This is a genomic window from Enterobacter sp. AG326 (genome assembly GCF_004362415.1).
Lineage (GTDB): Bacteria > Pseudomonadota > Gammaproteobacteria > Enterobacterales > Enterobacteriaceae > Enterobacter > Enterobacter asburiae.
In genome coordinates this window covers 653,253-677,909 of record NZ_SNXG01000001.1, presented here as the reverse complement: position 1 = coordinate 677,909, position 24,657 = coordinate 653,253, and the positions used below count along the sequence as shown (strand labels likewise).

General features: G+C 57.0%; 24 protein-coding genes. 12 read left to right on the top strand and 12 right to left on the bottom strand.

The features are described 5' to 3' along the window. Positions 1–19: 19 nt before the first annotated feature. Together ychF and pth are read right to left on the bottom strand one after the other, a co-directional pair. A complete protein-coding gene (gene ychF / locus DFO52_RS03220; protein WP_023312134.1) occupies positions 20–1,114 on the bottom strand; it encodes a redox-regulated ATPase YchF in 1,095 nt (364 codons plus the stop codon). 126 nt (positions 1,115–1,240) lie between these two features. Continuing rightward, positions 1,241–1,825 (bottom strand): aminoacyl-tRNA hydrolase, encoded by a 585-nt coding sequence (gene pth, locus DFO52_RS03215; protein WP_023336005.1) that lies wholly within the window; start codon positions 1,823–1,825, stop codon positions 1,241–1,243. A 274-nt stretch (positions 1,826–2,099) separates the two neighbouring features. Here pth and ychH point away from each other — a divergent pair, with 274 nt between their 5' ends. Beyond that, the gene (gene ychH, locus DFO52_RS03210) at positions 2,100–2,375 is read left to right on the top strand and encodes a stress-induced protein YchH (RefSeq protein WP_029741609.1); all 276 of its coding nucleotides are present in this window, start codon (positions 2,100–2,102) and stop codon (positions 2,373–2,375) included. Positions 2,376–2,494: 119 nt separating this feature from the next. After that, positions 2,495–3,553 (top strand): MerR family transcriptional regulator, encoded by a 1,059-nt coding sequence (locus tag DFO52_RS03205; protein ID WP_133549290.1) that lies wholly within the window; start codon positions 2,495–2,497, stop codon positions 3,551–3,553. Here DFO52_RS03205 and dauA read toward each other — a convergent pair. The 4 genes from dauA to lolB all read right to left on the bottom strand — a co-directional run bounded on the left by dauA (position 3,539) and on the right by lolB (position 7,893). Then, on the bottom strand, positions 3,539–5,218 hold the full coding sequence (gene dauA, locus DFO52_RS03200) for a C4-dicarboxylic acid transporter DauA (RefSeq protein ID WP_133549288.1): 1,680 nt from the start codon (positions 5,216–5,218) through the stop codon (positions 3,539–3,541). The two genes, DFO52_RS03205 and dauA, sit on opposite strands and share 15 nt — an antisense overlap. A 124-nt stretch (positions 5,219–5,342) precedes the next feature. Next, entirely contained in the window at positions 5,343–6,290 is a 948-nt protein-coding gene (prs, locus tag DFO52_RS03195; protein WP_003856663.1) for a ribose-phosphate diphosphokinase, read from the bottom strand. 125 nt (positions 6,291–6,415) lie between these two features. Then, a complete protein-coding gene (gene ispE / locus DFO52_RS03190; RefSeq protein ID WP_029741606.1) occupies positions 6,416–7,285 on the bottom strand; it encodes a 4-(cytidine 5'-diphospho)-2-C-methyl-D-erythritol kinase in 870 nt (289 codons plus the stop codon). Then, positions 7,282–7,893 carry a lipoprotein insertase outer membrane protein LolB gene (gene lolB, locus DFO52_RS03185; RefSeq protein ID WP_023312128.1) on the bottom strand — a complete coding sequence of 204 codons (612 nt, stop codon included), beginning with the start codon at positions 7,891–7,893 and terminating at the stop codon, positions 7,282–7,284. Before lolB ends, ispE begins: the two co-directional genes overlap by 4 nt. Positions 7,894–8,094: 201 nt before the next feature. Here lolB and hemA point away from each other — a divergent pair, with 201 nt between their 5' ends. Genes hemA through kdsA form a run of 6 tightly spaced genes read left to right on the top strand, consistent with a single transcriptional unit; the run spans position 8,095 to position 13,398 of the window. Beyond that, positions 8,095–9,351 (top strand): glutamyl-tRNA reductase, encoded by a 1,257-nt coding sequence (gene hemA / locus DFO52_RS03180; RefSeq protein WP_023335999.1) that lies wholly within the window; start codon positions 8,095–8,097, stop codon positions 9,349–9,351. A gap of 41 nt (positions 9,352–9,392) precedes the next feature. Next, positions 9,393–10,475, top strand: a complete 1,083-nt coding sequence (prfA, locus tag DFO52_RS03175; RefSeq protein ID WP_021240360.1) for a peptide chain release factor 1 — start codon at positions 9,393–9,395, stop codon at positions 10,473–10,475. Then, positions 10,475–11,305, top strand: coding sequence for a peptide chain release factor N(5)-glutamine methyltransferase (gene prmC / locus DFO52_RS03170; protein WP_133549286.1), 831 nt, complete (start codon positions 10,475–10,477; stop codon positions 11,303–11,305). The genes prfA and prmC overlap by 1 nt, the downstream gene beginning before the upstream one ends. After that, positions 11,302–11,694, top strand: a complete 393-nt coding sequence (sirB2, locus tag DFO52_RS03165; RefSeq protein WP_133549284.1) for an invasion regulator SirB2 — start codon at positions 11,302–11,304, stop codon at positions 11,692–11,694. The genes prmC and sirB2 overlap by 4 nt, the downstream gene beginning before the upstream one ends. Before the next feature lie 3 nt (positions 11,695–11,697). Next, positions 11,698–12,507, top strand: a complete 810-nt coding sequence (gene sirB1, locus DFO52_RS03160) for an invasion regulator SirB1 (protein ID WP_023312124.1) — start codon at positions 11,698–11,700, stop codon at positions 12,505–12,507. Positions 12,508–12,543: 36 nt separating this feature from the next. After that, positions 12,544–13,398, top strand: a complete 855-nt coding sequence (kdsA, locus tag DFO52_RS03155; RefSeq protein WP_029741601.1) for a 3-deoxy-8-phosphooctulonate synthase — start codon at positions 12,544–12,546, stop codon at positions 13,396–13,398. A gap of 87 nt (positions 13,399–13,485) precedes the next feature. Here kdsA and chaA read toward each other — a convergent pair whose 3' ends face one another. After that, positions 13,486–14,586, bottom strand: coding sequence for a sodium-potassium/proton antiporter ChaA (chaA, locus tag DFO52_RS03150; RefSeq protein ID WP_023312122.1), 1,101 nt, complete (start codon positions 14,584–14,586; stop codon positions 13,486–13,488). Between the two features lie 270 nt (positions 14,587–14,856). Here chaA and chaB point away from each other — a divergent pair, with 270 nt between their 5' ends. Together chaB and DFO52_RS03140 are read left to right on the top strand one after the other, a co-directional pair. Further along, on the top strand, positions 14,857–15,087 hold the full coding sequence (chaB, locus tag DFO52_RS03145; protein ID WP_133549847.1) for a putative cation transport regulator ChaB: 231 nt from the start codon (positions 14,857–14,859) through the stop codon (positions 15,085–15,087). Between the two features lie 177 nt (positions 15,088–15,264). Continuing rightward, positions 15,265–15,960 (top strand): gamma-glutamylcyclotransferase, encoded by a 696-nt coding sequence (locus DFO52_RS03140; RefSeq protein WP_023344362.1) that lies wholly within the window; start codon positions 15,265–15,267, stop codon positions 15,958–15,960. A gap of 30 nt (positions 15,961–15,990) precedes the next feature. Here DFO52_RS03140 and DFO52_RS03135 read toward each other — a convergent pair whose 3' ends face one another. The 3 genes from DFO52_RS03135 to DFO52_RS03125 form a co-directional block, all read right to left on the bottom strand. Next, on the bottom strand, positions 15,991–16,230 hold the full coding sequence (locus tag DFO52_RS03135) for a DUF1883 domain-containing protein (RefSeq protein WP_010432930.1): 240 nt from the start codon (positions 16,228–16,230) through the stop codon (positions 15,991–15,993). 211 nt (positions 16,231–16,441) lie between these two features. Continuing rightward, positions 16,442–18,226: a methyl-accepting chemotaxis protein gene (locus DFO52_RS03130; RefSeq protein WP_133549282.1), complete on the bottom strand. Its 1,785-nt coding sequence runs from the start codon at positions 18,224–18,226 to the stop codon at positions 16,442–16,444. Positions 18,227–18,332: 106 nt separating this feature from the next. Continuing rightward, positions 18,333–18,686 carry a DsrE/DsrF/TusD sulfur relay family protein gene (locus tag DFO52_RS03125; protein ID WP_008499522.1) on the bottom strand — a complete coding sequence of 118 codons (354 nt, stop codon included), beginning with the start codon at positions 18,684–18,686 and terminating at the stop codon, positions 18,333–18,335. 177 nt (positions 18,687–18,863) lie between these two features. On the opposite strand from DFO52_RS03125, the gene DFO52_RS03120 reads away from it, so the two are divergent. Next, on the top strand, positions 18,864–20,270 hold the full coding sequence (locus DFO52_RS03120; RefSeq protein WP_133549280.1) for a YchO/YchP family invasin: 1,407 nt from the start codon (positions 18,864–18,866) through the stop codon (positions 20,268–20,270). Between the two features lie 3 nt (positions 20,271–20,273). On the opposite strand, the gene narL is transcribed toward DFO52_RS03120, so the two are convergent. Continuing rightward, positions 20,274–20,924: a two-component system response regulator NarL gene (gene narL / locus DFO52_RS03115; protein WP_008499531.1), complete on the bottom strand. Its 651-nt coding sequence runs from the start codon at positions 20,922–20,924 to the stop codon at positions 20,274–20,276. Further along, complete coding sequence (gene narX, locus DFO52_RS03110) at positions 20,917–22,713, bottom strand: nitrate/nitrite two-component system sensor histidine kinase NarX (RefSeq protein ID WP_047647515.1); 1,797 nt, start codon at positions 22,711–22,713, stop codon at positions 20,917–20,919. Before narX ends, narL begins: the two co-directional genes overlap by 8 nt. A 309-nt stretch (positions 22,714–23,022) precedes the next feature. On the opposite strand from narX, the gene DFO52_RS03105 reads away from it, so the two are divergent. Next, a complete protein-coding gene (locus DFO52_RS03105; RefSeq protein ID WP_047647516.1) occupies positions 23,023–24,420 on the top strand; it encodes a NarK family nitrate/nitrite MFS transporter in 1,398 nt (465 codons plus the stop codon). Positions 24,421–24,657: the final 237 nt, after the last annotated feature.

Here is a 24,657-nt window from a genome sequence, read left to right as displayed (position 1 = left end):
TTTTTTCATTCAAAACAAATCAAACGTTAAACAGGAAGTTCATCACATCGCCATCTTTAACGATGTAATCTTTCCCTTCCGCACGCATCTTGCCTGCTTCTTTCGCGCCTTGCTCACCCTTGTAGGTGATAAAGTCTTCAAACGCGATAGTCTGCGCACGAATAAAGCCTTTCTCGAAGTCGGTGTGGATCTTACCGGCCGCCTGAGGTGCAGTCGCACCCACAGGGATCGTCCACGCACGCACTTCTTTCACGCCAGCGGTGAAGTAGGTCTGCAGGTTCAGCAGCTCATAGCCTGCGCGAATTACGCGGTTCAGGCCCGGCTCTTCCAGACCCAGCTCGGCCATGAACTCTTCACGGTCGGCGTCGTCCAGCTCGGCGATATCGGATTCCACGGCAGCGCAAACCGCCACAACCACAGAACCTTCAGCCGCTGCGATTTCACGCACTTTGTCCAGGTACGGGTTGTTTTCAAAACCGTCTTCGTTAACGTTGGCGATGTACATGGTTGGCTTCAGGGTCAGGAAGCTCAGGTATTTGATTGCCGCCTTGTCTTCTTCAGTCAGGTTTTTCAGCGCGCGCAGCATGCCCGCGTTTTCCAGCTGTGGCAGGCATTTTTCCAGCGCAGCCAGTTCCGCTTTCGCGTCCTTGTCGCCGCCTTTGGCTTTCTTCTGCACGCGGTGAATCGCGCGTTCGCAGGTGTCGAGGTCAGAGAGCGCCAGCTCGGTGTTGATGACCTCGATGTCGTCAGCCGGATCCACTTTGTTGTTTACGTGGATGATGTTGTCGTTCTCGAAGCAGCGCACAACGTGGCCGATCGCTTCGGTTTCACGAATGTTGGTCAGGAACTGGTTACCCAGGCCTTCACCTTTGGATGCGCCTTTTACCAGGCCCGCGATGTCCACGAATTCCATGGTGGTTGGCAGAATGCGCTGCGGCTTAACGATTTCCGCGAGCTGGTCCAGACGCGGGTCCGGCATTGGCACAACGCCGGTGTTAGGTTCGATGGTACAGAACGGGAAGTTCGCCGCTTCGATACCCGCTTTGGTAAGCGCGTTAAACAGGGTGGATTTGCCCACGTTTGGCAGACCGACGATACCGCATTTGAATCCCATTTCTAAATCACCTTAATATCTTGATAATCAATCCGTTAACGATAACCGACTGATGAAAAGTAAATAACTACGCCTATTATACACGTAACCCGCATGACGCGCGGTAAAAAAGCCGAATCGGGCGGATTATTGCGCTTTGAAAGCGTGCAAGCGGTTTGTCGCTTTGGTTAACCCATCTTTCAGCCAGATTTCGGTGCAGCGCGCCGCTTCGTCTACCGCCTCGTCAATCAGTTTCTGCTCAGAAACCGGGGGCTTACCGAGTACGAAACCGACAACTTTGTTTTTATCGCCCGGATGGCCGATTCCTACGCGCAAACGGTGGAAATTCGGGTTATTGCCCAGCTTGCTGATGATGTCTTTAAGACCGTTGTGGCCGCCGTGCCCGCCGCCCAGTTTGAATTTTGCCACGCCGGGCGGGAGATCCAGCTCATCGTGGGCGACCAGAATTTCATCCGGATTGATGCGATAAAACGTCGCCATCGCCGCCACCGCTTTACCGCTCAGGTTCATAAAGGTGGTGGGCACCAGTAAGCGTACATCCGCGCCAGCAAGGTTGATACGCGAGGTATACCCGAAGAATTTAGGTTCTTCACGCAGGGGAGCACGTAACCGCTCGGCCAGCAGATCGACGTACCAAGCCCCGGCGTTGTGGCGGGTGGCCGCGTATTCTGCGCCCGGGTTGGCGAGGCCGACAATCAGTTTAATCGTCACGATTTAATTCCTAATGGGTTCCAGATCTGGCGCGTAGTTTACTGTCTGGCGCGCCGCTTGACAAAATTCTGCGATCTTCTCAGCGAAATACGAATAATTTCTGATTTGAACAATTAGAATTTCAAGCTGTTCAAAGTGTTATTTGTAAACTTTTGTTTGGGAGTTATCTGTAATTGTGATCATTCACGCAACTCATAAAAAGGGCGTTGTCTATACTTTACACACAAGGATTAGGGGCTTTTCCCCTGACAACCCAAAGTTCCGGAGGTGACACATGAAACGCAAAAACGCTTCGTTACTCGGTAACGTACTGATGGGATTGGGGCTGTTCGTGATGGTTGGCGGCGTGGGTTATTCCATTTTAAACCAGTTACCTCAGATTAACCTCCCGCAATACTTCGCGCACGGCGCGATATTGAGCATCTTCGTTGGTGCGGTATTGTGGCTCGCCGGGGCGCGCGTGAGCGGCCATGAGGAAGTCTGCGATAAATACTGGTGGGTGCGCCACTACGATAAACGATGTCGTCGCGATCAGCATAAGCACAGCTAGTGCCTGAAAAAGAACGCCGAAACGGCTCCCGCGGGAGTCGTTTTTTTTGCATCAAGGGTTGACCCTCACGTAACGTAAGGCTCCAGAGTGGCGCCACTGGCAAAGAAAAAGGAGCAGTTATGTTGATTCAGGTGGGTGAGCTGGCGAAACGCGCCGGGATCACCGTGCGGACATTGCACCACTATGAGCAAACAGGGTTGTTGCTGCCTTCTGCCAGAAGCGCGGCAGGTTACCGGCTTTACAACCTGGCGGATGTCCAGCGTCTGCATATGATCCAGGCGCTGGCAAAAGCGGGGCTGGAACTTGCTGAAATCAGGGATTTCCTGGAACAGGAGTCGCTGTCGTTAACCGAGTTACTCGATGCGCAAATCACGCTGCTGGATAAACAGCTGCGCAGCATACATACGCTGCGCGACCGGCTGGTGGAGCTGCGAACCGGGCTTATCGACGATGCGACGCCGGATCTGGAATCCTGGCTACAGACTCTGGAGTTAATGAATATGTACGATCGCTGGTTTAGCAAAGAAGAGTTACAGCAGCTGCCGTTTGCGGTGCAGAAGGATGCGCTGGCGGCTATTTGGTCGGGGCTGGTTGCAGAGGCCAGTGCGCTACTGGAGCAACATATCCCCGCTACGGACGCTCGGGCGATGGATCTGGCGACGCGCTGGATGGAGCGCCTTGAGCAGGACACGGCGGGCAAGCCGGAGTTTCTCACCCGGCTGAACGAGATGCACAGCGTTGAACCGCAGATGCAGGTGCAGACCGGTATCACGCCAGAGATGACGGATTACATCACGCGCGCGTTTGCTGAGTCTAAGCTCAGCATATGGGAGAAGTATCTCACTGCCGAAGAGATGGCCTTTACCCGGGCACACTACTTTGACCGCATGATGGAGTGGCCGCCGCTGGTGGCGAAACTGCATCAGGCGCAGCGGGATAATATCGATCCCGCTTCGGAGGAGGCGCAAAAGCTGGCTGAAAACTGGCTGGCATTGTTCCAGTCTTACGCGGGCACCAACCCGGAAACTCAGCAAAAGTTTCGCGCTGCCATGCAGCAGGAGCCGCACCTGATGAAAGGAACCTGGATGACGCCTGCCGTGATTGCATGGCTCCAGCAGGCGATCGGGGTGATGATGCAGAGACGTTTCTCTGCATCAGGTCACTCACAGATCCGCTAACGCGGCTTCACGGTTAGGGTAGAAGGAGAGTCGGCCAGGGATAGGCTGCACGCCGGCGCGCGCCATGGTGCGCAGCGGCTGAAACTCCAGGTTACTCACCCGCAGCTCGCAGCCTTCCGGCAGACGTGCCACAAAGCGCTGGAAGGCATCCAGGCCGCCTGCATCCAGCACCGGTACGGCATCCCATTTCAGCACCACAACCCGTTTGCCCGCGATGCGGGACTCCAGATCGCTAAACAAACCTTCCGCCGCGGCGAAGAACAGCGGGCCAATCACGCGCAGCACCAGCACATCGTCAGGCACCTCGACGTTAACCGGGGAAAGGCGCGTCATCTGCGCGATACGCCGCATAAACAGCAGGGAAGCCAGCACGATCCCGACGCTGATGGCGATAACCATATCGAACAGCTCGGTCAGCGACATACAGATCAGCATCACGATGATGTCGTCTTTCGGCGCGCGACGCAGCAGGTTCACCACCTTGTGCGCCTCGCTCATATTCCAGGCCACCATCAGCAGCAGGGCGGCCATGGCGGAAAGCGGTAGCCATGAGAGCAGCGGGGCGAGGATCAGCAGGGCGAGGATCACCAGCACGGAGTGGATCACCGCCGAAACGGGTGAGGTTGCCCCCGCGCGCACGTTGGCAGCAGAGCGGGCGATGGCTGCCGTTGCGGTAATACCGCCGAAGAACGGAGCGACGAGGTTGCCTAATCCCTGACCAACCAGCTCGCTGTTGGCTTTGTGTTTGGTGCCGGTCATGCCGTCCAGAACGACGGCGCAGAGCAGGGATTCAATCGCCCCCAGCATCGCCATAGAGAACGCGGCGGGAAGCAGGGCTCGCAGGGAGTCCCAGCTTAGGGTGAAGCTGGAGCCGGGCATGTCCCACGGCAGCACCAGCTGCGGTAGCAGTTGCGGAATGCCGCTACCCTGTGAACCGTCCGCCAGAACATAGTGGAACTGCGAGCCGATAGTCGCGACGTGGCCACCGAACATATTGACAATAGCCATTACCGCGCAGCCCAGCAGCAGCGCGGGCAGATGGCCCGGCAGACGAATACCGAGGCGAGGCCAGACGATCAGCGTGCCCAGCGTCACAATCCCGATGGCGGCGTCGCCCAGATTGGCCGTCGGCAGCGCCATAAACAGCGCCCCCACTTTTTGCAGATAGTGTACCGGTACGTGGGGCATCTGCAGGCCGAGGAAATCTTTGATCTGCATGGTTCCGATGGTAATACCAATCCCCGATGTGAACCCCAGCGTCACGGAAAGGGGAATATATTCAATCAGGCGACCAAAGCGTGCCAGACCAAACAAAATCAAAAAGACGCCGGACATCAGGGTGGCGACCAGCAGGCCTGCCAGACCAAACTGCTGCGAAACCGGGTAGAGGATCACCACGAAGGCGGCGGTCGGGCCGGAGACGCTGAAGCGCGAGCCGCCCGTCAGGGCGATGACGATCCCGGCAACGGCCGAGGTGTACAGACCGTACTGCGGCGCAACGCCGCTGCCAATTGCCAGCGCCATCGCCAGCGGGATGGCGATAATGCCGACGGTGATCCCGGCAATCAGGTCACGTACAAAGCGTGACGAGGTGTACTTCTCTTTCCAGCAGGCGTCGATGAGGGCGCGAAAGGGCAGAACATGTGAGGAGGTTACGTTTTTCACAATTATCTATCATCCGTATGCGCATCATCTGTCATGTGAATGGCAGGTGAAGGAGGCATTAATCATACAAATAAAACCCGGAGACAAAAAAACCCGCCGCAGCGGGTTTTTCGGCCGTGTTCGATTAGTGTTCGAACATTGCTGAGATGGATTCTTCGTTGCTGATACGACGAATCGCTTCGGCCAGCATCCCGGACAGGGTCAACGTACGCACGTTTGGCAGTGCTTTGATCTCGTCGCTCAGTGGGATGGTATCGCATACCACCACTTCGTCAATGACGGAGTTGCGCAGGTTGTTTACCGCGTTACCGGAGAAGATCGGGTGAGTCGCGTAAGCGAACACGCGCTTGGCACCACGTTCTTTCAGCGCTTCAGCTGCTTTACACAGCGTACCGCCGGTATCGATCATGTCGTCAACCAGCACGCAGTCACGGCCAGCAACGTCACCGATGATGTGCATCACCTGAGAAACGTTTGCGCGCGGACGGCGTTTGTCGATGATTGCCATGTCGGTATCGTTCAGCAGCTTAGCGATAGCACGGGCACGTACCACGCCGCCGATGTCTGGAGAAACCACGATTGGGTTATCCAGGTTCAGCTGCAGCATGTCTTCCAGCAGTATTGGGCTGCCGAATACGTTATCAACCGGGACGTCGAAGAAGCCCTGGATCTGCTCTGCGTGCAGGTCAACGGTCAGTACGCGGTCAACGCCGACGCTGGACAGGAAGTCAGCGACAACTTTAGCGGTGATTGGCACACGTGCGGAACGGACGCGACGGTCCTGACGGGCATAGCCGAAGTAAGGGATTACAGCAGTGATACGGCCTGCTGAAGCGCGACGCAGGGCGTCGACCATAACAACCAATTCCATCAGGTTGTCGTTTGTTGGAGCACAGGTGGACTGGATGATGAAAATATCACCACCGCGTACATTTTCGTTAATTTGTACGCTGACTTCGCCGTCGCTAAAGCGACCTACGGCGGCGTCGCCGAGGGAAGTGTACAGGCGGTTGGCAATACGTTGTGCTAGTTCCGGGGTGGCGTTACCAGCAAAAAGCTTCATATCAGGCACGAGAAGAACCTCAGGCATGCGTCCAGTGGTGGATAGCGCTCGCCGCAAACTGTGCGGGCCAGGCGAAGGCTATCCAGGCGGTGTATTAAAGAGCGCGATGCAACGTCTGGAACAGGGTGACGTTGTCACCGAAACTCAGTCTGCGCCAGAATGGTCTGCTGTAGGGGGGAGGTGTTCATCCCGCGCGCTACAAAACCATGCAGCCAAACCGGCGCTTGCTCAAGCACCTGACGAGCGGCGGATTCGGTGTCAAATTCAGCAAAGACACAGGCCCCTGTACCAGTCAGGCGCGACGGCGCGTATTCTAACAGCCAGGAAAGCACCGCATCAACCTCGCGAAAACGTTTTCTTGCGATATCCTCGCAATCGTTGCTGAATTCACAATTTAATAACGTTTCTATTGACCGAACCGGGGTATTCCTTTTCAGGTCAGGATCTTTAAAGATGACCGGCGTCGGAATACTCACGCCAGGGTGGGCAACCAGATACCACTTCTCTGGCGGTTCAGCCGGGGAGAGGATCTCACCCACGCCTTCAGCAAAGGCCGCATGACCGCGCACAAACACCGGGACATCCGCCCCCAGCGTCAAGCCCAGGGCTGCCAGTTCGTCCTTTGACAGCCCGCAGCCCCAGAGGTGGTTCAGCGCAACCAGCACGGTGGCGGCGTTGGATGATCCGCCGCCCAGACCGCCGCCCATCGGCAGGCGTTTCTCGATACGGATATCCGCACCGCTTCCCGCGGGCAGACGGCCCGATTCCGCCGCGGCTTTCATCAGCAGACGCGCGGCGCGCACGATCAGGTTGTCCTCATGCGCCACGCCTTCGACGGGCGTTAGCAGGCAAATCTGCCCGTCCTGGCGCAGTTCAATGGAGATCGTGTCGCCATAGTCAATAAACTGAAACAGCGTCTGCAGGGTGTGATAACCGTCAGCACGCTGGCCGGTGATGTATAAAAACAGGTTCAGCTTTGCCGGAGAGGGCCAGTGGGTCATCATTTAACGATCCAGTTGTCCATTTTCAGCTTGATACGCTGGCTGCCCTGGGTCAGTTCCATGTTTGATGGCAGCGACGGTTTACTCTTGCTGTCATAGGCGCTGTACACCACTTTCCAGGTTTTGCCGTTCTGCGTGTAGTTCACCTGGCTCAGACGGTACTGATCGTCAAGGGTGTAGTCAGTTGCCTCGCCCGGCAGGCCAAGGATCCACTGGCGCAGGCTGTTGAGCGGGATTGGCATCCCGGTCAGCTTGCCAATCATCTCTTCGGCATCGGTCGCGGTATAGTGCTGGCCTTTGTTATCGGTGATCTGCGCTTCGCCCGGTTTGGCGATAAGCTCCAGCTCGGTGCTGCCCAGCGGGTTCAGCAGCAGCAGGCGGTAGTTGTCCTGCCCCGTCTGCTGCCAGAAGAAGCGGGCATAAACCTTTTGTTCGTCAGAGAGATAAGCGAAAGCGCCGCGGGTCTGGTACTGGTTCAAATTACGGACGTCCTGCTGGTGCTGACGCCACTGCGGTGAATCAGGGCTTTTGCCCGGGCCTTTTGGTTGGGTGACGGTACAGGCGGTCAGAACCAGTGCTGCCAGCGGCAGCAGGCGAATCAGTCGTGTCATAATGAGGACAAATCCTTGAGATACGTTGCAGTTATAACTGTTAATGCTAGCGTCGAAGGGGGCGACCGTCTACGTTCAAATTATCTCAAAGGGTTATGTAACCTATTACTCCGAAAGGGGGCAGTCCCTTTTATTGATCTCGCGCATCCTGTATGATGCGTTCTGCTAACCTTATTAACGCTGGTACTACTCCCGCTCAACATGACCCTATTAGCACTCGGCATCAACCACAAAACGGCTCCGGTTTCGCTGCGAGAACGCGTGACGTTTTCGCCGGATACGCTTGACCTGGCGCTGGACAGCCTGCTTGCACAGCCGATGGTGCAGGGTGGCGTGGTGCTCTCGACGTGCAACCGTACCGAGCTGTATTTAAGCGTGGAAGAGCAGGACAACCTGCACGAAGCGCTGATCCGCTGGCTATGTGACTACCACAACCTCAATGAAGACGAGCTGCGCAACAGCCTGTACTGGCATCAGGACAACGATGCGGTCAGCCATCTGATGCGCGTCGCCAGCGGGCTGGATTCGCTGGTGCTGGGCGAGCCGCAAATTCTGGGTCAGGTGAAAAAAGCGTTTGCGGATTCGCAAAAAGGGCATCTGAAGGCCAGCGAGCTGGAGCGCATGTTCCAGAAGTCGTTCTCCGTGGCGAAGCGTGTGCGAACCGAAACCGACATTGGTGCCAGTGCGGTTTCTGTTGCTTTCGCGGCCTGCACCCTTGCACGCCAAATCTTTGAATCCCTGTCTACCGTCACCGTGATGCTGGTGGGAGCGGGCGAAACCATCGAACTTGTGGCGCGCCATCTGCGCGAGCATAAAGTGAAAAAGATGATTATCGCTAACCGCACCCGCGAACGCGCGCAGGTGCTGGCGGATGAAGTGGGTGCAGAGGTGGTTGCCCTGAGCGACATCGATGAACGCCTGAAAGAGGCGGACATTATCATCAGTTCTACCGCCAGCCCGCTGCCGATTATCGGAAAAGGGATGGTGGAGCGTGCGCTGAAGTCCCGCCGTAATCAGCCGATGCTGCTGGTGGATATCGCCGTCCCGCGCGATGTGGAGCCGGAAGTGGGCAAGCTGCCTAACGCCTATCTCTACAGCGTGGATGACCTGCAAAGCATCATTTCGCACAACCTTGCCCAGCGTAAAGCGGCGGCGGTTCAGGCGGAAACCATCGTCGAGCAGGAAACCAGTGAGTTTATGGCCTGGCTGCGCGCGCAAAGCGTCAGCGAGACCATCCGCGAGTACCGCGGGCAGGCGGAGCAGGTGCGTGATGACCTGACTGCCAAAGCGTTAGCAGCCCTTGAACAGGGCGGCGACGCGAATGCGATTATGCAGGACCTGGCGTGGAAACTGACCAACCGCCTGATCCATGCACCAACCAAATCTCTTCAGCAGGCCGCCCGTGACGGGGATGATGAACGCCTGACTATTCTGCGCAACAGCCTCGGGCTGGAATAGCGCCCTATACCCATTTTCTAAGACAAGGTGCACTTACGCCTATGAAGCCTTCTATCGTCGCTAAACTGGAAGCTCTGCACGAGCGCCATGAAGAAGTACAGGCGCTGCTCGGGGATGCCGGGACCATCGCAGACCAGGAACGTTTTCGCGCGCTCTCGCGTGAATACGCGCAGTTAAGTGATGTTTCTAAATGCTTTACCGACTGGCGACAGGTTCAGGAAGATATCGAAACCGCGCAGATGATGCTCGACGATCCTGAAATGCGCGAGATGGCGCAGGAAGAGTTGCAGGATGCGAAAGCGCGTTCTGAAGAGATGGAGCAGCAGCTTCAGGTGCTTCTGCTGCCGAAAGATCCGGACGACGAGCGTAACGCGTTTGTGGAAGTGCGCGCCGGTACCGGCGGTGACGAAGCGGCGCTGTTTGCCGGGGATCTGTTCCGCATGTACAGCCGCTATGCTGAATCGCGTCGCTGGCGCGTGGAGATCATGAGCGCCAACGAAGGCGAACATGGTGGCTACAAAGAGGTTATCGCCAAGATCAGCGGCGACGGCGTGTACGGTCGTCTCAAGTTTGAATCCGGCGGTCACCGCGTGCAGCGCGTGCCGGCCACCGAATCTCAGGGCCGCATTCACACCTCCGCCTGTACGGTTGCGGTGATGCCGGAGCTGCCGGAAGCTGAACTGCCGGATATCAATCCGGCGGACCTGCGTATTGATACGTTCCGCTCCTCTGGCGCGGGCGGTCAGCACGTTAACACCACCGATTCCGCCATCCGTATTACCCACCTGCCGACCGGCATCGTCGTCGAATGCCAGGACGAGCGTTCACAGCACAAAAACAAAGCCAAAGCGTTGTCCGTGCTGGGCGCGCGTATCCACGCAGCCGAAATGGCGAAACGCCAGCAGGCGGAAGCGTCTACGCGCCGTAACCTGCTGGGCAGCGGCGATCGCAGCGACCGTAACCGCACCTATAACTTCCCGCAGGGGCGCGTAACCGACCACCGCATCAACCTGACGCTGTACCGTCTGGACGAGGTGATGGAAGGGAAGCTGGATATGCTGATTGAGCCTATCGTGCAGGAATACCAGGCCGACCAGCTGGCGGCGCTGTCCGAGCAGGAATAATGGATTTTCAGCGCTGGTTACGTGAGGCGGCCGGTGAGCTTTCAGAAAGCGAAAGCCCGAAACGCGACGCCGAAATTTTGCTTGAGCATGTGACGGGTAAAGCCCGCACGTATCTGCTGGCTTTTGGCGAAACCGAACTGACCGCGGAACAGGAAGCGCAGCTCGCCGCGCTGCTTGCCCGCCGTAAAACCGGCGAGCCGGTGGCGCACCTTGTCGGTGAGCGCGAGTTCTGGTCGTTACCGCTGTACGTCTCGGCGGCGACGCTGATCCCGCGTCCGGACACCGAGTGTCTTGTGGAGCAGGCGCTGGCGCGTTTACCGGCGGCGGCCTGCAGCATTCTCGATCTCGGTACCGGGACCGGGGCTATCGCGCTGGCGCTGGCCACCGAGCGGCCCGACTGCACGGCGACGGCGGTGGATGTAATGCCCGATGCGGTGGCGCTGGCGCAGCGTAACGTGGAACGTCTCGGGCTCAGCAACGTGACGGTTCTGCAAAGCAGCTGGTTTGAGGCGCTGGAGAATCGCTCATTTGCGATGGTTGTCAGCAATCCTCCCTACATCGACGAACATGACCCGCACCTTGCGCAGGGAGACGTGCGCTTCGAACCGCTGACGGCGCTCGTGGCCGCCAACGCGGGATTAGCCGATCTCGATCACATTGTGACAACGTCACGAAAACATTTGCTTCCCGGCGGCTGGCTGCTCGTGGAGCATGGCTGGACGCAGGGAGAAGCCGTGCGGGCACTGTTTACGCAAGCAGGCTACGGCGCTGTCGAAACCTGCCGCGACTACGGCGGCAACGAACGCCTGACGCTGGGGCAGTGGCTATGAGCCTGTTTAACGTGCTCATTACCGTCCACCTCATTTCCGTTGCGCTGACCGTCAGCTTTTTCATCGTCCGTTACTGGTGGCGCTACAGCAACAATCCGCTGATGGATGCCCGCTGGGTGCGTATCGCACCGCACTGCATCGACACGCTATTGCTCCTTTCCGGTGCCGGGCTCATGTGGAAGACCGGCTATCTGCCATTTACTGATAAAGGTGCATGGCTGACTGAAAAGCTGTTTGGCGTTATCATCTACATCGTTTTGGGTTTTATCGCGCTTGGGCGTCGTCGTCCGCGCAGCCAGCAGGTCGGGTTTATCGCCTTTCTGCTGGGTCTGGTGGTGCTGTACATCATCATTAAACTCGCCACCACAAGAATACCGTTACTGGGGTAAGTCATGAGGTCCTTAGCCGATTTCGAATTTAATAAAGTGCCGCTTTGCGATGGCATGATCCTGATTTCTGAGATGATTCGCGACGATTTTACGTCGCAGTTTGTCTACGATGAGCTGGAGAATCTGGTCAGCCTGGCGCGTGAAGAGATTAATCAGGCTCGCCCGCAAGACTGGCAATTAGAGAAGCTGCTGGAGCTTTTCTACGGCGAATGGGGTTTCTGCGACACGCGGGGCGTGTATCGCCTGTCTGACGCGTTATGGCTGGACCAGGTCTTAAAAAATCGTCAGGGCAGCGCCGTGGCGCTGGGCTCTATTTTGCTGTGGGTCGCGCACCGTCTGGATATTCCGCTGGTCCCGGTCATTTTCCCGACGCAGATGATCCTGCGTGCAGAGTGGCTGGACGGCGAAATGTGGCTCATTAATCCCTTCAACGGCGACACGCTGGATGAACATACGCTGGACGTGTGGCTGAAAGGTAATATCAGCCCGGTGGCCGAACTCTTCAACGAAGATCTCGACGAGGCGGATAACGCAGAAGTGATCCGCAAGCTGCTGGATACGCTGAAGTCTGCGTTAATGGAAGAGCGTCAGATGGAGCTGGCGTTGCGCGCCAGCGAAGTGCTGCTGCAGTTCAACCCGGAAGATCCGTACGAAATTCGCGATCGCGGGCTGATCTATGCCCAGCTCGACTGTGAGCACGTGGCGCTGAATGATTTGAACTATTTCGTCGAGCAGTGTCCGGAAGACCCCATTAGCGAAATGATTCGTGCGCAGATCAACGCGATCTCGCACAAACAAATTACACTGCATTAATCTTAATTCCGATTCACACCTGAATAAGGCGATCCTATGAAACAAAAAGTGGTTAGCATTGGTGATATCAAGGTAGCAAACGACCTGCCGTTCGTACTGTTTGGCGGCATGAACGTGCTGGAATCCCGCGATCTCGCCATGCGTATCTGCGAACACTACGTGACCGTGACCCAGAAGCTGGGCATCCCGTACGTGTTTAAGGCCTCTTTTGACAAAGCCAACCGCTCCTCCATCAACTCTTACCGTGGCCCGGGCCTGGAAGAGGGAATGAAAATTTTCCAGGAGCTGAAGCAGACCTTTGGCGTGAAAGTGATCACCGACGTGCATGAAGCCTCACAGGCGCAGCCGGTGGCAGACGTGGTGGACGTGATTCAGCTTCCGGCGTTCCTGGCTCGCCAGACCGACCTGGTTGCAGCGATGGCGAAAACCGGCGCCGTGATTAACGTGAAAAAACCACAGTTCGTCAGTCCGGGCCAGATGGGCAACATCGTCGATAAGTTCATCGAAGGCGGAAACGACAAGGTGATCCTGTGCGACCGTGGCGCAAACTTCGGCTACGACAACCTGGTTGTGGATATGCTGGGCTTCAGCGTAATGAAAAATGTCTCCGGTCAGTCTCCGGTGATTTTCGACGTGACCCACGCACTGCAGTGCCGCGACCCGTTCGGTGCCGCGTCCGGTGGCCGTCGTGCCCAGGTGACCGAGCTGGCGCGCGCCGGTATGGCGACCGGTCTGGCCGGCCTGTTCATTGAAGCGCACCCGGATCCGGCTAACGCGAAATGCGACGGCCCATCTGCGCTGCCGCTGGACAAGCTGGAGCCGTTCCTGAAGCAGATCAAAGCGATTGACGATCTGGTGAAAAGCTTCGACGAGCTGGATACCAGCAACTAATAAAAAAACCCGCTTCGGCGGGTTTTTTGTTCTCCCTCTCCCTGTGGGAGAGGGTTAGGGCGAGGCATCAGCCCGCGCCGCATAAAATTACGCAAATATCGTCATCAGATACGCAATAAACAACGCCATATGCGCCGCGCCGTTCAGCACGTTGGTACGCCCGGTTGAGAACGAAATCTGGCACAGCAGCAACGAGGCGACCATCACAATCATCTCCGGCGCGCCCAGCGCAAACTGCAGTTCGTTACCCGTCATAAAGGCAATCAGCGTCACCACCGGGACGGTGAGTGAAATCGTCGCCAGTACGGAGCCGAAGAACAGGTTCATTGCGCGCTGCACCTGATTATTCAACACCGCTTTCAGCGCGCCCAGCCCTTCCGGCGAAAGGATCAGCAGCGCCACCAGGAAGCCGGTAAACGCCACCGGCGCGTTCAGCTCGGTTAACAGCGTCTCCAGCGGGTTAGCGTTCATCTTGGTGACGGCAATCACCGCAATCAGATGCACGATCAGCCAAACCGTATGCCACGCGCTGCTGTGGGCCGACGGTTTGCCGTGGTGCGGGTCATCATCGTCGCCGTCATCTTCATGCTCGTACACAAACAGGCTCTGGTGCGTTTTGGTCTGAATCAGCAGGAACACGCCGTACATGGCGGCGGAAATCAGTGCGACCAGCAGCGCCTGCCCGGTAGAAAAATTCGCGCCCGGCAGCGCCATCGGGAAGACCAGCACGATAATCGCCAGCGGGAAGAGGGCGATCAAATACTGTTTAATGCCGAACAGGTTCATATACTGGGTCGCAAATTTGCGCCCGCCCAGCAGAAGAGAGAAGCCCACCAGGCCGCCCGTCACTATCATAATGATCGAGTAAAGCGTGTCGCGCATCAGCGTCGGCGCGGCATCGCCGGTCGCCATAAGGGCGGAAATCAGGCTGACTTCGAGAATAACAACGGAAAGGCTGAGAATTAACGATCCGTACGGCTCGCCCAAACGGTGGGCCAGGACGTCCGCATGGCGAACAACGCTAAATGCGCTGGTTAAGATGCCGACCAGGGCAAGAATATTGATACCAACCACCACTGGCAGTGACTGACTGCTTCCCCAGAAGAGCAGCACAGCCAGTGCCAGAACCGGGAAAATGAGTGACGTCTCCTTGTGGCGGGTCTTTACCGCCTCGTGTGTTGCTGTCATGTGCTTCTCCATCAATGCAGGTGCTTGTAATTATAGATAGATTTTTGAGGTCATTAAATTAACAGATCTCTGTTAAATACCCTTTAATTTTTACTTAATTTTACCCTTTGTCATTATTTTTATTCTTAATGTCTATAATGCGATGTTTTTATTGAATACTCATTAAATAACAGCTAATTAAAAAAATAATGTACTCATAAATTATTGCCGGGTGGCACCATGGCGTATCGTCGTCCACACTTATCTCTTTAACCAAAAGAGAGGTTAGTGATGCCCTATAAAGCGAAACGCGAATTACCCGATAACGTGCAAAACGTGCTGCCCGCTCACGCGCAGGATATCTACAAAGAGGCGTTTAACAGCGCCTGGGATCAGTACAAAGATAAGGACGATCGCCGGGATGATGCCAGCCGTGAAGAGACGGCGCACAAAGTCGCCTGGGCCGCCGTAAAACATGAATATAAGAAAGGAGACGACGATAAATGGCATAAAAAGAAATAGCCGTGAAATAATTCGCTGCCTTCATTTTGACTTTTCAGGCGGTTGAACTTCCGTTGTATTGCAACTGGTCCGCTAATTGCTTATCGTTATTTAACTGCTGGCAAAATGACCAGCACATAATGCCGGGAAGGCGAATTACAGATGTCGCAAGGAAGCATGCAGTGGCGGAGGTGGAAAGTGTTAACGCGTGATTTCTTAATGAAGGCAGATTGTAAGACGGCATTTGGTGCTATTGAGGAATCGCTTCTCTGGTCAGCTGAACAACGTGCGGCGTCTCTCGCTGCCACGCTTGCCTGCCGCCCGGATGATGGCCCGGTATGGATTTTTGGCTACGGCTCCCTGATGTGGAACCCGGCTCTGGAATTTGTCGAATCGGCAACGGGAACGCTGCCTGGCTGGCATCGCGCATTTTGCCTGCGCCTGACGGCCGGACGCGGCAGCGCGTGCCAGCCGGGGCGCATGCTTGCACTGAAAGAGGGCGGGCGCACCACGGGCGTGGCGTATCGCCTTCCGGATGCCACGCTGGAGGAGGAGCTCACGCTGCTCTGGAAGCGCGAGATGATCACCGGCTGCTATATGCCGAGCTGGTGCAAGCTGGAACTGGACGACGGTCGTACCGTCAATGCGCTGGTGTTTATTATGGACCCGCGCCATCCGCTGTATGAAGCGGATACCCGAACGCAGGTGATTGCCCCGTTGATTGCCGCCGCGAGCGGGCCGCTGGGCACCAACGCGCAGTATCTGTTCTCCCTCGACCAGGAGCTAACCCGCCTCGGCATGAAGGACGACTGTCTGAATGAGCTGGTGGTGAAGGTAAAGGCGCTGCTGGAAGGGAACCCGCTCAACGGCACGCTGCGACCGGGTTTTGCCTGACAATACGCCCGGCTTGCCGGGCGTTTAAACTTATGCTGCCACGTAGCTGACGGAATGCTCCAGCGACTGGCTGTGGCTATCGATCAGTACATCCCACGTGCCGGTATACGGTACGGTAAGCCAGGCCTTATCGTCCTGTACGGTGAGAATATCCGCCTGGGACTGTTTTTGTGCTTTCGAACTCATCAGATGAATACGACAGCGTTCCGAGCAACGCACCACTACCGTATCCCCGCCAAACAGTTTCAAACTTGTTTTTACCAGTGCCATTTTTTACCCCGTAGTCTTAAACAACGCTCTCCCTGCTGCCATATCCGAGCGTGATGTTGTTCACAATTCACTCATGGCATAACACCAAAGGGGAGGGGGTGGGATGCTGATTTTGATCAAAAAATGGCATAACGATTAAACAAAAATGACAAAATTCCTCAAAATTTACGCTTGCGCGCGTTTTACCCGCTAAACGCGCGCCGGAAGAAGATTAAATGCGGAAATGACCGGCTGTTTCAGCAAGGTCGCCCGCCTGGCTCTGCAGGGCACCCGCGGCGGCGGCGGATTCCACCACCAGCTCGGCGTTCTGCTGCACCATACGGTCGAGATGGGTCACCGCGTGGTTGATCTCATGAATCCCTTTCATCTGCTCGCTGGTGGCGATGGAGATTTCGCGCATAATGCCGGAGACGCTGCCGATGCTGGAGCGGATCTCATCCATGCTTTCCCCTGCCAGATGCACGTAGCGGGAGCCGGTTGCCACGCTGTCGGTGGTGGAATCAATCAGGGATTTGATCTCTTTCGCCGCCTGAGCGCTGCGGCTCGCCAGGTTACGCACTTCGCCTGCTACGACCGCAAACCCACGCCCCTGCTCACCCGCTCGCGCCGCCTCGACGGAGGCGTTCAGCGCCAGAATGTTGGTCTGGAAAGCAATGCCGTCAATCACGCTGGTGATATCGCCAATTTTTGCCGACGCGACTTCAATGGACTGCATGGTGCTGATCGCCTGCGATACCACCTCGCCGCCGCGCGCCGCGGCCGCTGAGGCCTTGCTCGCCTGGTCGTTCGCTTCTGCCGCCGATTCATTCGACTGCGTCACGGAGGCGGTGATCTGCTCTACTGCGCTGGCCGTCTCGCGCAGGCTGGATGCCGCCTGCTCGGTACGTCCGGAAAGATCCTGGTTACCCGCGGCAATCTCCTGCGCCGCGTTTTTCACCGATTCACTGGCATCCCGGAGCTGCACCATCACCACCGACAGCTTATCGCTGAAGGCGTTAAAGGCCTGGGCAATCTGCGCGACCTCATCCTCGCCGCTGTCCGGCAGGCGCTGGGACAGATCGTTAGTCCCGTTGGCAATGTTGTGCATCGCGTCGCGAATGTCGGACAGACGCTTCAGCAGGCGGGCAATCAGGAAGTGAACAATGGCCGCGCTCAGGAGTGCCAGGATCACCAGCGAAATCGCCGATGCTTTGAGCAGGGAACGCATGCCGGAGGTGGCGTCACCGCTGTCGAGCGCGACGACTAACAGCCAGTTAGTGCCCGGTACGGCTGTCGCCACGAAGGTTTTTTCAGCGTCGTTCAGCGTTCCGTCCACCGGCGTACCGCTTTTCAGCGCAGCAAAATCAATGCCTTTGATCGTCTCAGCAAAGGGTTTCAGCGTGAGGGCAGGATCGTTAGCGGCAATCACGCTGCCGTCACTGTTCAGAAGCAACCCGCTGCTGGCCGGAGTTGGATGGATCCCGCGCACGTTAGCCACCACGCTGTCCATCGCCACATCGCCCGCCACCACCGCTTTAAGGGTGCCATTTTCTTTTACCGGCACGGCGAAGGTCACCACCAGTTTACCGGTCCCCGCGTCAACGTAGGGCGCGGTGACAACCGGACCGTCCGTGCTGACTACCTGCTGATACCACGGGCGAATAGTCGGGTCATAGTCCGCCGGGACACCCGCCGGTTCAGAGAATTTCGCCGTTTTGCTGGCGTAGCCAACATAGACGTTGGTGAATCCACCCGCCTGCGCAAGCTGTTTAAACACCGGAAGCGGGTCGTCATTCAGCGCAACGGTCTGCGCGGAGGCGATCACCGTCATCTTGCTTTTTACCCAGTCGGCAATCGCCATGTTATGGCTGGCGCTGGTGCTGGTCAGGATATCGCGCTGGGACTGCTGGTTATCCTGGCGCGTGACCTGGAAGTTGATAACGGTGTTAAGGAGAAGGGCGACGACCAGACAGCCTGCCGTCGCCACGATGATGCGTGCACGAATCGATCTGAACATAAGTGAAATACCTGCTGTGTTGTTTCCATGCCTATCGGCAACCCCGCAGGTAAACTTGATGCTGAAACCGCGTCCATAAGAAAATAATATTTTTACGGGTTTATTATTAAAAAGTTAATACTTTATCGGCGGACAGCGTCCACTCGGCCAGCTCAACCAGCGTACCAATCTCTACGCCATCAATCAGCGGCAGACCGGTAATGCCGCGACCGTCGGTGCAGGTCTTGCACAGCTTCACCGGCACGTTTTGCGCGGTGAGGATCTCCAGCATCTGCTGAATGTTATAGCCCTCTGCCGGTTTTTGACCTTTCAACCCCGCGGTGACCGCGTCCGACATTAAAAAGAGTCGTAACGCCAGGTCGCTCTCTTTTTCACGCAGCGCAATCGCCAGGCGCAGGCTGTTGAAAAGGGATTCGCTGCCGTAAGCCGCACCGTTGGCGACGATCACAATCTTCTGCATGTTGACTCCTGTTCTTATAAAGGCACGATTAATATAGGGTTTACCGAGTTTACGCTGCTTGCAGCCGACAATAAACTTCAGGATATTCCTGAAATGTCCTGTAAGGCTGCAATTCTTTCCTAATGACGTTAAGGTAAGAGGGTCTTCTACAAAACTCAGGCGCTAATCCCGACGTTGATGGCTGTATCGTCCCGCATTCGTTTGCTGTTATTACTCCCCCTTCTTACGGCCGGAGCCGTTCACGGTGCGTCGAATTCCTTTATGCATCAGGCGCAAAATCCCTTTGATAATAATGGGGACAGTTTGCCCGACCTCGGCATGGCGGCGCCAACGGGCGAGGGGGAGAAGCACCTGGCCGAAATGGCGAAAGCGTTTGGTGAAGCCAGCATGACCGACAACGGTCTGACAACGGGCGAGCAGGCGCGGCAGTTTGCGTTTGGCCAGGTGCGCGACGCGGTGAGCGGCGAAGTGAACCAGCAGATTGAGTCCTGGCTTTCGCCCTGGGGGAACGCCAGCGTGAACTTGCTGGTAGATAACGATGGCAAATTTAACGGCAGTAGCGGGAGCTGGTTTATCCCCTGGAACGATAACAACCGTTATCTGAGCTGGAGCCAGCTTGGCCTTACCCAGCAGACGGATGGCCTGGTCAGTAACGCAGGAATCGGTCAGCGCTGGGTCGCCGGGAAATGGCTCCTGGGTTACAACACCTTTTACGATAACCTACTGGATGAAAACCTGCAGCGTGCCGGGCTGGGCGCGGAAGCGTGGGGTGAAAATCTGCGCCTGTCGGCCAACTATTATCAGCCCTTTGCCGGCTGGCGCGATCGCTCCGACGTCCAGGAGCAGCGTATGGCGCGCGGATATGACGTCACCGCTAAAGCCTGGCTGCCGTGGTTCCATCATCTCAATACCAGCGTCAGCTTCGAGCAATACTTTGGCGATAACGTCGACCTTTTCAACAGCGGAACGGGCTATCACAATCCGGTGGCGGTGAATCTTGGGCTTAACTATACCCCCGTTCCGCTGGTCACCCTGACCGCCGCGCACAAGCAGGGCGAAAGCGGCGAGAGCCAGAATAATCTTGGACTGAAGCTCAACTATCGCTTTGGCGTGCCGCTGGTGAAGCAGCTTTCCGCCGGTGAAGTCGCCGCCACGCGCTCCCTGCGCGGAAGCCGCTATGACTCGCCGGAGCGCAATAGCCTGCCGGTGATGGAGTTCCGCCAGCGTAAAACGCTGTCCGTCTGGCTGGCAACGCCGCCGTGGGATTTGAAAGGGGGCGAGACCGTTATGCTGAAGCTTCAGGTTCGCAGCGCGAACGGCATTCGTCAGATCCACTGGCAGGGGGATACGCAGGCGCTGAGCCTGACGTCGCCGGCCAAAAGCAACAGCAGCGACGGCTGGAGCGTGATTATGCCTGCCTGGGATGACCGTGAAGGGGCAACAAACCGCTGGCACCTGTCGGCGGTGGTGGAAGATGAGAAAGGCCAGCGCGTCTCGTCCAATGAGATCGTGCTGACCGTCGTGCAGCCGCTGGTCGTATTACCGGACAACGACCCGCGCTGGAAGCTTCTGCCGGAGGAGTAATCCTTAAAAAATGCGCTCCTGATGCACCCACACCGCGGCTTCAACGCGGGATTTTAGCTTCATTTTCTTCAGCATATGCTTCACGTGCACTTTAACCGTGCTTTCGGTGATGTCCAGGCGGCGGGCGATCATCTTGTTAGGCAGCCCCTGGGCAATGAGTTTGAGAATATCGCGCTCGCGCGGGGTTAACTGGCTGACGTCGCGGTCAGAGGTGGCGCGATTGGCGCGCAGGCTGGCGGCCAGCACCGGCGTTAAGGCTTCGCTGAGAACCATCTCGCCCGCCGCGGCCTGCTGCAGCGCCTTAAGCAAGTCTTCCGGCTCCATATCTTTGAGCAGATAACCATCCGCCCCGCGCTTCAGCGCCGTGACCACATCCTCTTCATGGTTTGACACGCTAAAGACAACGATGCGCCCGGAAAGCGATTTTTCCCGCAGCTTGTCGAGGGTTTCCAGACCGTTCATGCCGGGCATATTCAGATCGAGCAGGATCAGGTCGGGATCGAGGGATTCGGCAAGCTCAATGCCCTGTTCACCGTTGCTGGCTTCGCCAACCACGGTGATATCGGGTGCCATGCTGACCAGCTGTTTCACGCCAGTACGCAGCATCGGATGGTCGTCGATCAACAGGATGGATGCCGGTTCCTGATTAGTCATGGGTTTCTCCTTGAGCAGTTGTAAGCGGTTTCTCGGGAATAAAGGTGACGACAACTTCCGTGCCGCCCGTCTTTCTCCGGCGAACCTGGCAATCACCGCGCAGGCTTTGGGCGCGGTCTCGCATAATAATTAAACCATAGTGGTTAGTGCGTTCGGCATTTTCCGGCACGCCGCGGCCGTTGTCGTGAACCGTGAGCTTCACCTGATTGTTGTGCTGGCTGACGGTGACCGTTACCGCCGTCGCGCCGGAATGTTTAAGCACGTTGCTCAGCGCTTCACGGGCGATCTGCAGTACATGTATGGCCTGGTGGGAGGGAACAAACCGCGGCGGCAGCTGGTAGTCCAGCTTCACCGGGAACCCCAGCCGGGCGCTAAATTCGTGACAGCTGGCCTCCAGCGCCGGGCGCAGGCCAGGCTCGGTCAGCTGCAGACGGAAGGTGGTCAGCAGCTCGCGAAGCTGTATCCAGGAGGTGTTCAGCTCGTTGCGGATCTGGCTGAGCAGCTGCTTGTTGCTTTCGGGCATCTCAGCATCCTGCATCTGCAGGCAGCTCACCTGCATTTTCATACAGGAGAGCGACTGGGCGATCGAGTCGTGAAGCTCGCGGGCGATGGTCGCGCGCTCTTCCATGACGATCAGCTGCTGCTGCTTTTCCTGATGCCTGTCGAGCGCCAGCGTGGCCGTGAGCTGTTCGACCAGCGTATCAACCAGCTGCTGCTGGTCGTGGCTCAGGTGACGCCCGGCTGGCAGCGTTGCCAGCAGAATACCGTACTGGGTGTGGCTGTCGGTCAGGCGCCACTTCAGCGTGGTGCCGCCGGACGTCAATGGCGGCAGGCCGCGAGGGCAAAGATGGCAGCCTTTGTCATCGCAGGACATATCGGACTGGCAGGTAAATTCCTGATGGTTATCTTCGTCTTCCACGTCGTAGACGCGCAGCTCAAGGTCGTGAAGCATGGTCAGATTTTGCAGACCGTTCAGCACCGGAGAGAGGCGTTCGCATAGCGGCACCTGCATGTGCAGACGGCGGTTGGCCTGCCACAGGAAGGAGAGGATCTCGTTTTTCTGCTCCAGTCCGGCCGTTTTTTCCTGAACGCGCTGTTCCAGCACCGCGTAGCTCTCGGAGAGCTCTGCCGACATGGTGTTGAGCGCCTGGCCGAGCATGGCCATCTCGTTGCGCCCGCTGATGTGCGTGCGCTGGGTAAAATCGCGCGCGGTGACCGCGCGGGCCATTGACAGCAGCTGTTTCCACGGGTTCAGCAGCCGCGCGCGGAGCCAGACGATGGTGAAGATGAGCAGCAGCCCCATAAACAGCGCCATGGCGCGGTGCACCATCACCACCCGGTCGATGCGGAGTTCGGTAGTTTGGTCAAAAGAGGAGACCAGCGCATCGATGCGTGAGACGAACCCCGCCACGTCCTGCGCAACGGTTTCGGTGCTGCGCGCCTGTTTCAGCCCGGGCTCCAGCTGGGCGTGCCAGTAGCCCTGAAGGGCATTAAGCTGGGACTGTTGACCGGCGCGGATGGCGGCGTTTTCCAGTTCGGGGCTGAAGACCGTGCGCTCCATTTCATCAATCAGGGGCCGATCGTCCTGCGTCAGGGGAACCGACGCCAGCAGGCGATAACTCTGCATGCGTAGCGAGCCTGCCTCGTTGATGGCATGCGCATTACCCTGTACGCCCTGTACCAGCCAGCCGGAGATCGCCATGCCGGTCACGCCGATGGCGGTGGACAGCAAAACGATAAGGGCTAGCTGATTCACGAGCGTCAGCGGAGATAAACATCTTTTTAACATAGAGGTGGCGTGCTCCTGACGTGGCCTGCTTGCAGGAATGGCGCTATTCTGGTGCATACCCTGGAGTATACCCATACCAATAAAGGATTACCCCTAAATTGCCAACGGAGTAGAGGGAAGGAGGTGGGGGTAGTCTGGAACCGTCAGTGCCGTGAAAAACCACGTCTTTTTTACCGAATTAGCCTACTCACTAAGGGTGAGACCTTATTTTGCGCCGTAAAACCTCCCACTTTTCCTTTGATTTATATCAACTTACCGCCGCCCTAAAACCCTAATGTTTGCAGCATCATTCGAGAATCAGAGGTGTCTATGAGTCACTCATCCGCTCCCGAAAGGGAAAATGGTGCCGTTATTACAGACTGGCGTCCAGAGGATCCGGCGTTCTGGCAACAGCGCGGCCATCGTGTAGCAAGCCGGAATCTATGGATTTCCGTGCCGTGTTTGTTATTAGCGTTTTGCGTATGGATGTTGTTTAGCGCGGTGGCGGTCAATCTGCCGAAAGTTGGGTTTACGTTTACGACCGATCAGCTGTTCATGCTGACCGCTTTGCCGTCGCTGTCAGGCGCGCTGCTGCGTGTGCCTTACGCGTTTATGGTGCCGGTGTTTGGCGGACGTCGCTGGACGGCGTTCAGCACGGGCATCATGATCGTCCCCTGCGTCTGGCTCGGCTTCGCGGTGCAGGATACCTCTACGCCGTTTAGCGTGTTCGTGATTATCTCCCTGCTGTGCGGTTTTGCGGGCGCGAACTTCGCCTCCAGCATGGCGAATATCAGCTTCTTCTTCCCGAAAGCGAAGCAGGGCGGCGCGCTGGGCATTAACGGCGGTCTGGGGAATATGGGCGTCAGCGTGATGCAGCTCATTGCCCCGCTGGCGATCTCGGTCTCCATTTTTGCGGCCTTTGGCGGCGGTGGCGTTGAGCAGGCGGATGGTTCTTCCCTCTATCTGCAAAACGCAGCCTGGATCTGGGTACCTTTCCTGGTGGTCTTCACTCTGGCAGCCTGGTTCTTTATGAATGACCTGTCCGCGTCAAAGGCGTCGCTGAGCGAACAGCTGCCGGTGCTGAAGCGTGGACACCTCTGGGTGATGGCGCTGCTGTATCTGGCCACCTTCGGTTCGTTTATCGGCTTCTCCGCGGGCTTCGCGATGCTGTCGAAAACGCAGTTCCCGGAGATTCAGATCCTGCATTTTGCCTTCTTCGGACCGTTTATCGGTGCCCTGGCGCGTTCTCTGGGCGGCATGGTCTCTGACCGTCTCGGCGGCACCCGCGTGACGCTGGTTAACTTCGTCGTGATGGCGGTCTTCTGCGCGCTGCTGTTCCTCACTCTGCCCGTCGATGGACAGGGCGGTAACTTTATTGCCTTCTTCGGCGTGTTTATGGTGCTGTTCCTGACGGCCGGGCTGGGAAGTGCCTCCACGTTCCAGATGATCTCCGTGATCTTCCGTAAGCTGACGATGGATCGCGTGAAGGCGCAGGGCGGCACAGAAGAGCAGGCCATGCGCGAAGCGGCGACGGATACGGCTGCGGCGCTGGGCTTTATCTCTGCCATCGGCGCGATTGGCGGCTTCTTTATCCCGAAAGCGTTCGGTATCTCTCTGGACCTGACCGGCTCTCCGGCCGGTGCCATGAAAGTCTTCCTCGTCTTCTATATCGCCTGCGTAGTGATTACGTGGCTGGTATATGGCCGTAATACCAAGAAAAATAAGTAAGTGTGATTATCCGTTTACGCGGCCTTCGGGCCGCGTTTTTTTTAGCCTGAATAATAGTTACAACATACTTTCGGCTTTTACGGCGGACGCCTGCGGTGACACTGTGACCGCCATCGCTCTGCAGGTGGGTCTACCCCTTAATACCTGAGATGTTAAATTTTGACTGACTTTTTGTACGATAAAATAAAAATAGTCATATATTTCATATATATATTAATTTTCATGATATACCGCTTT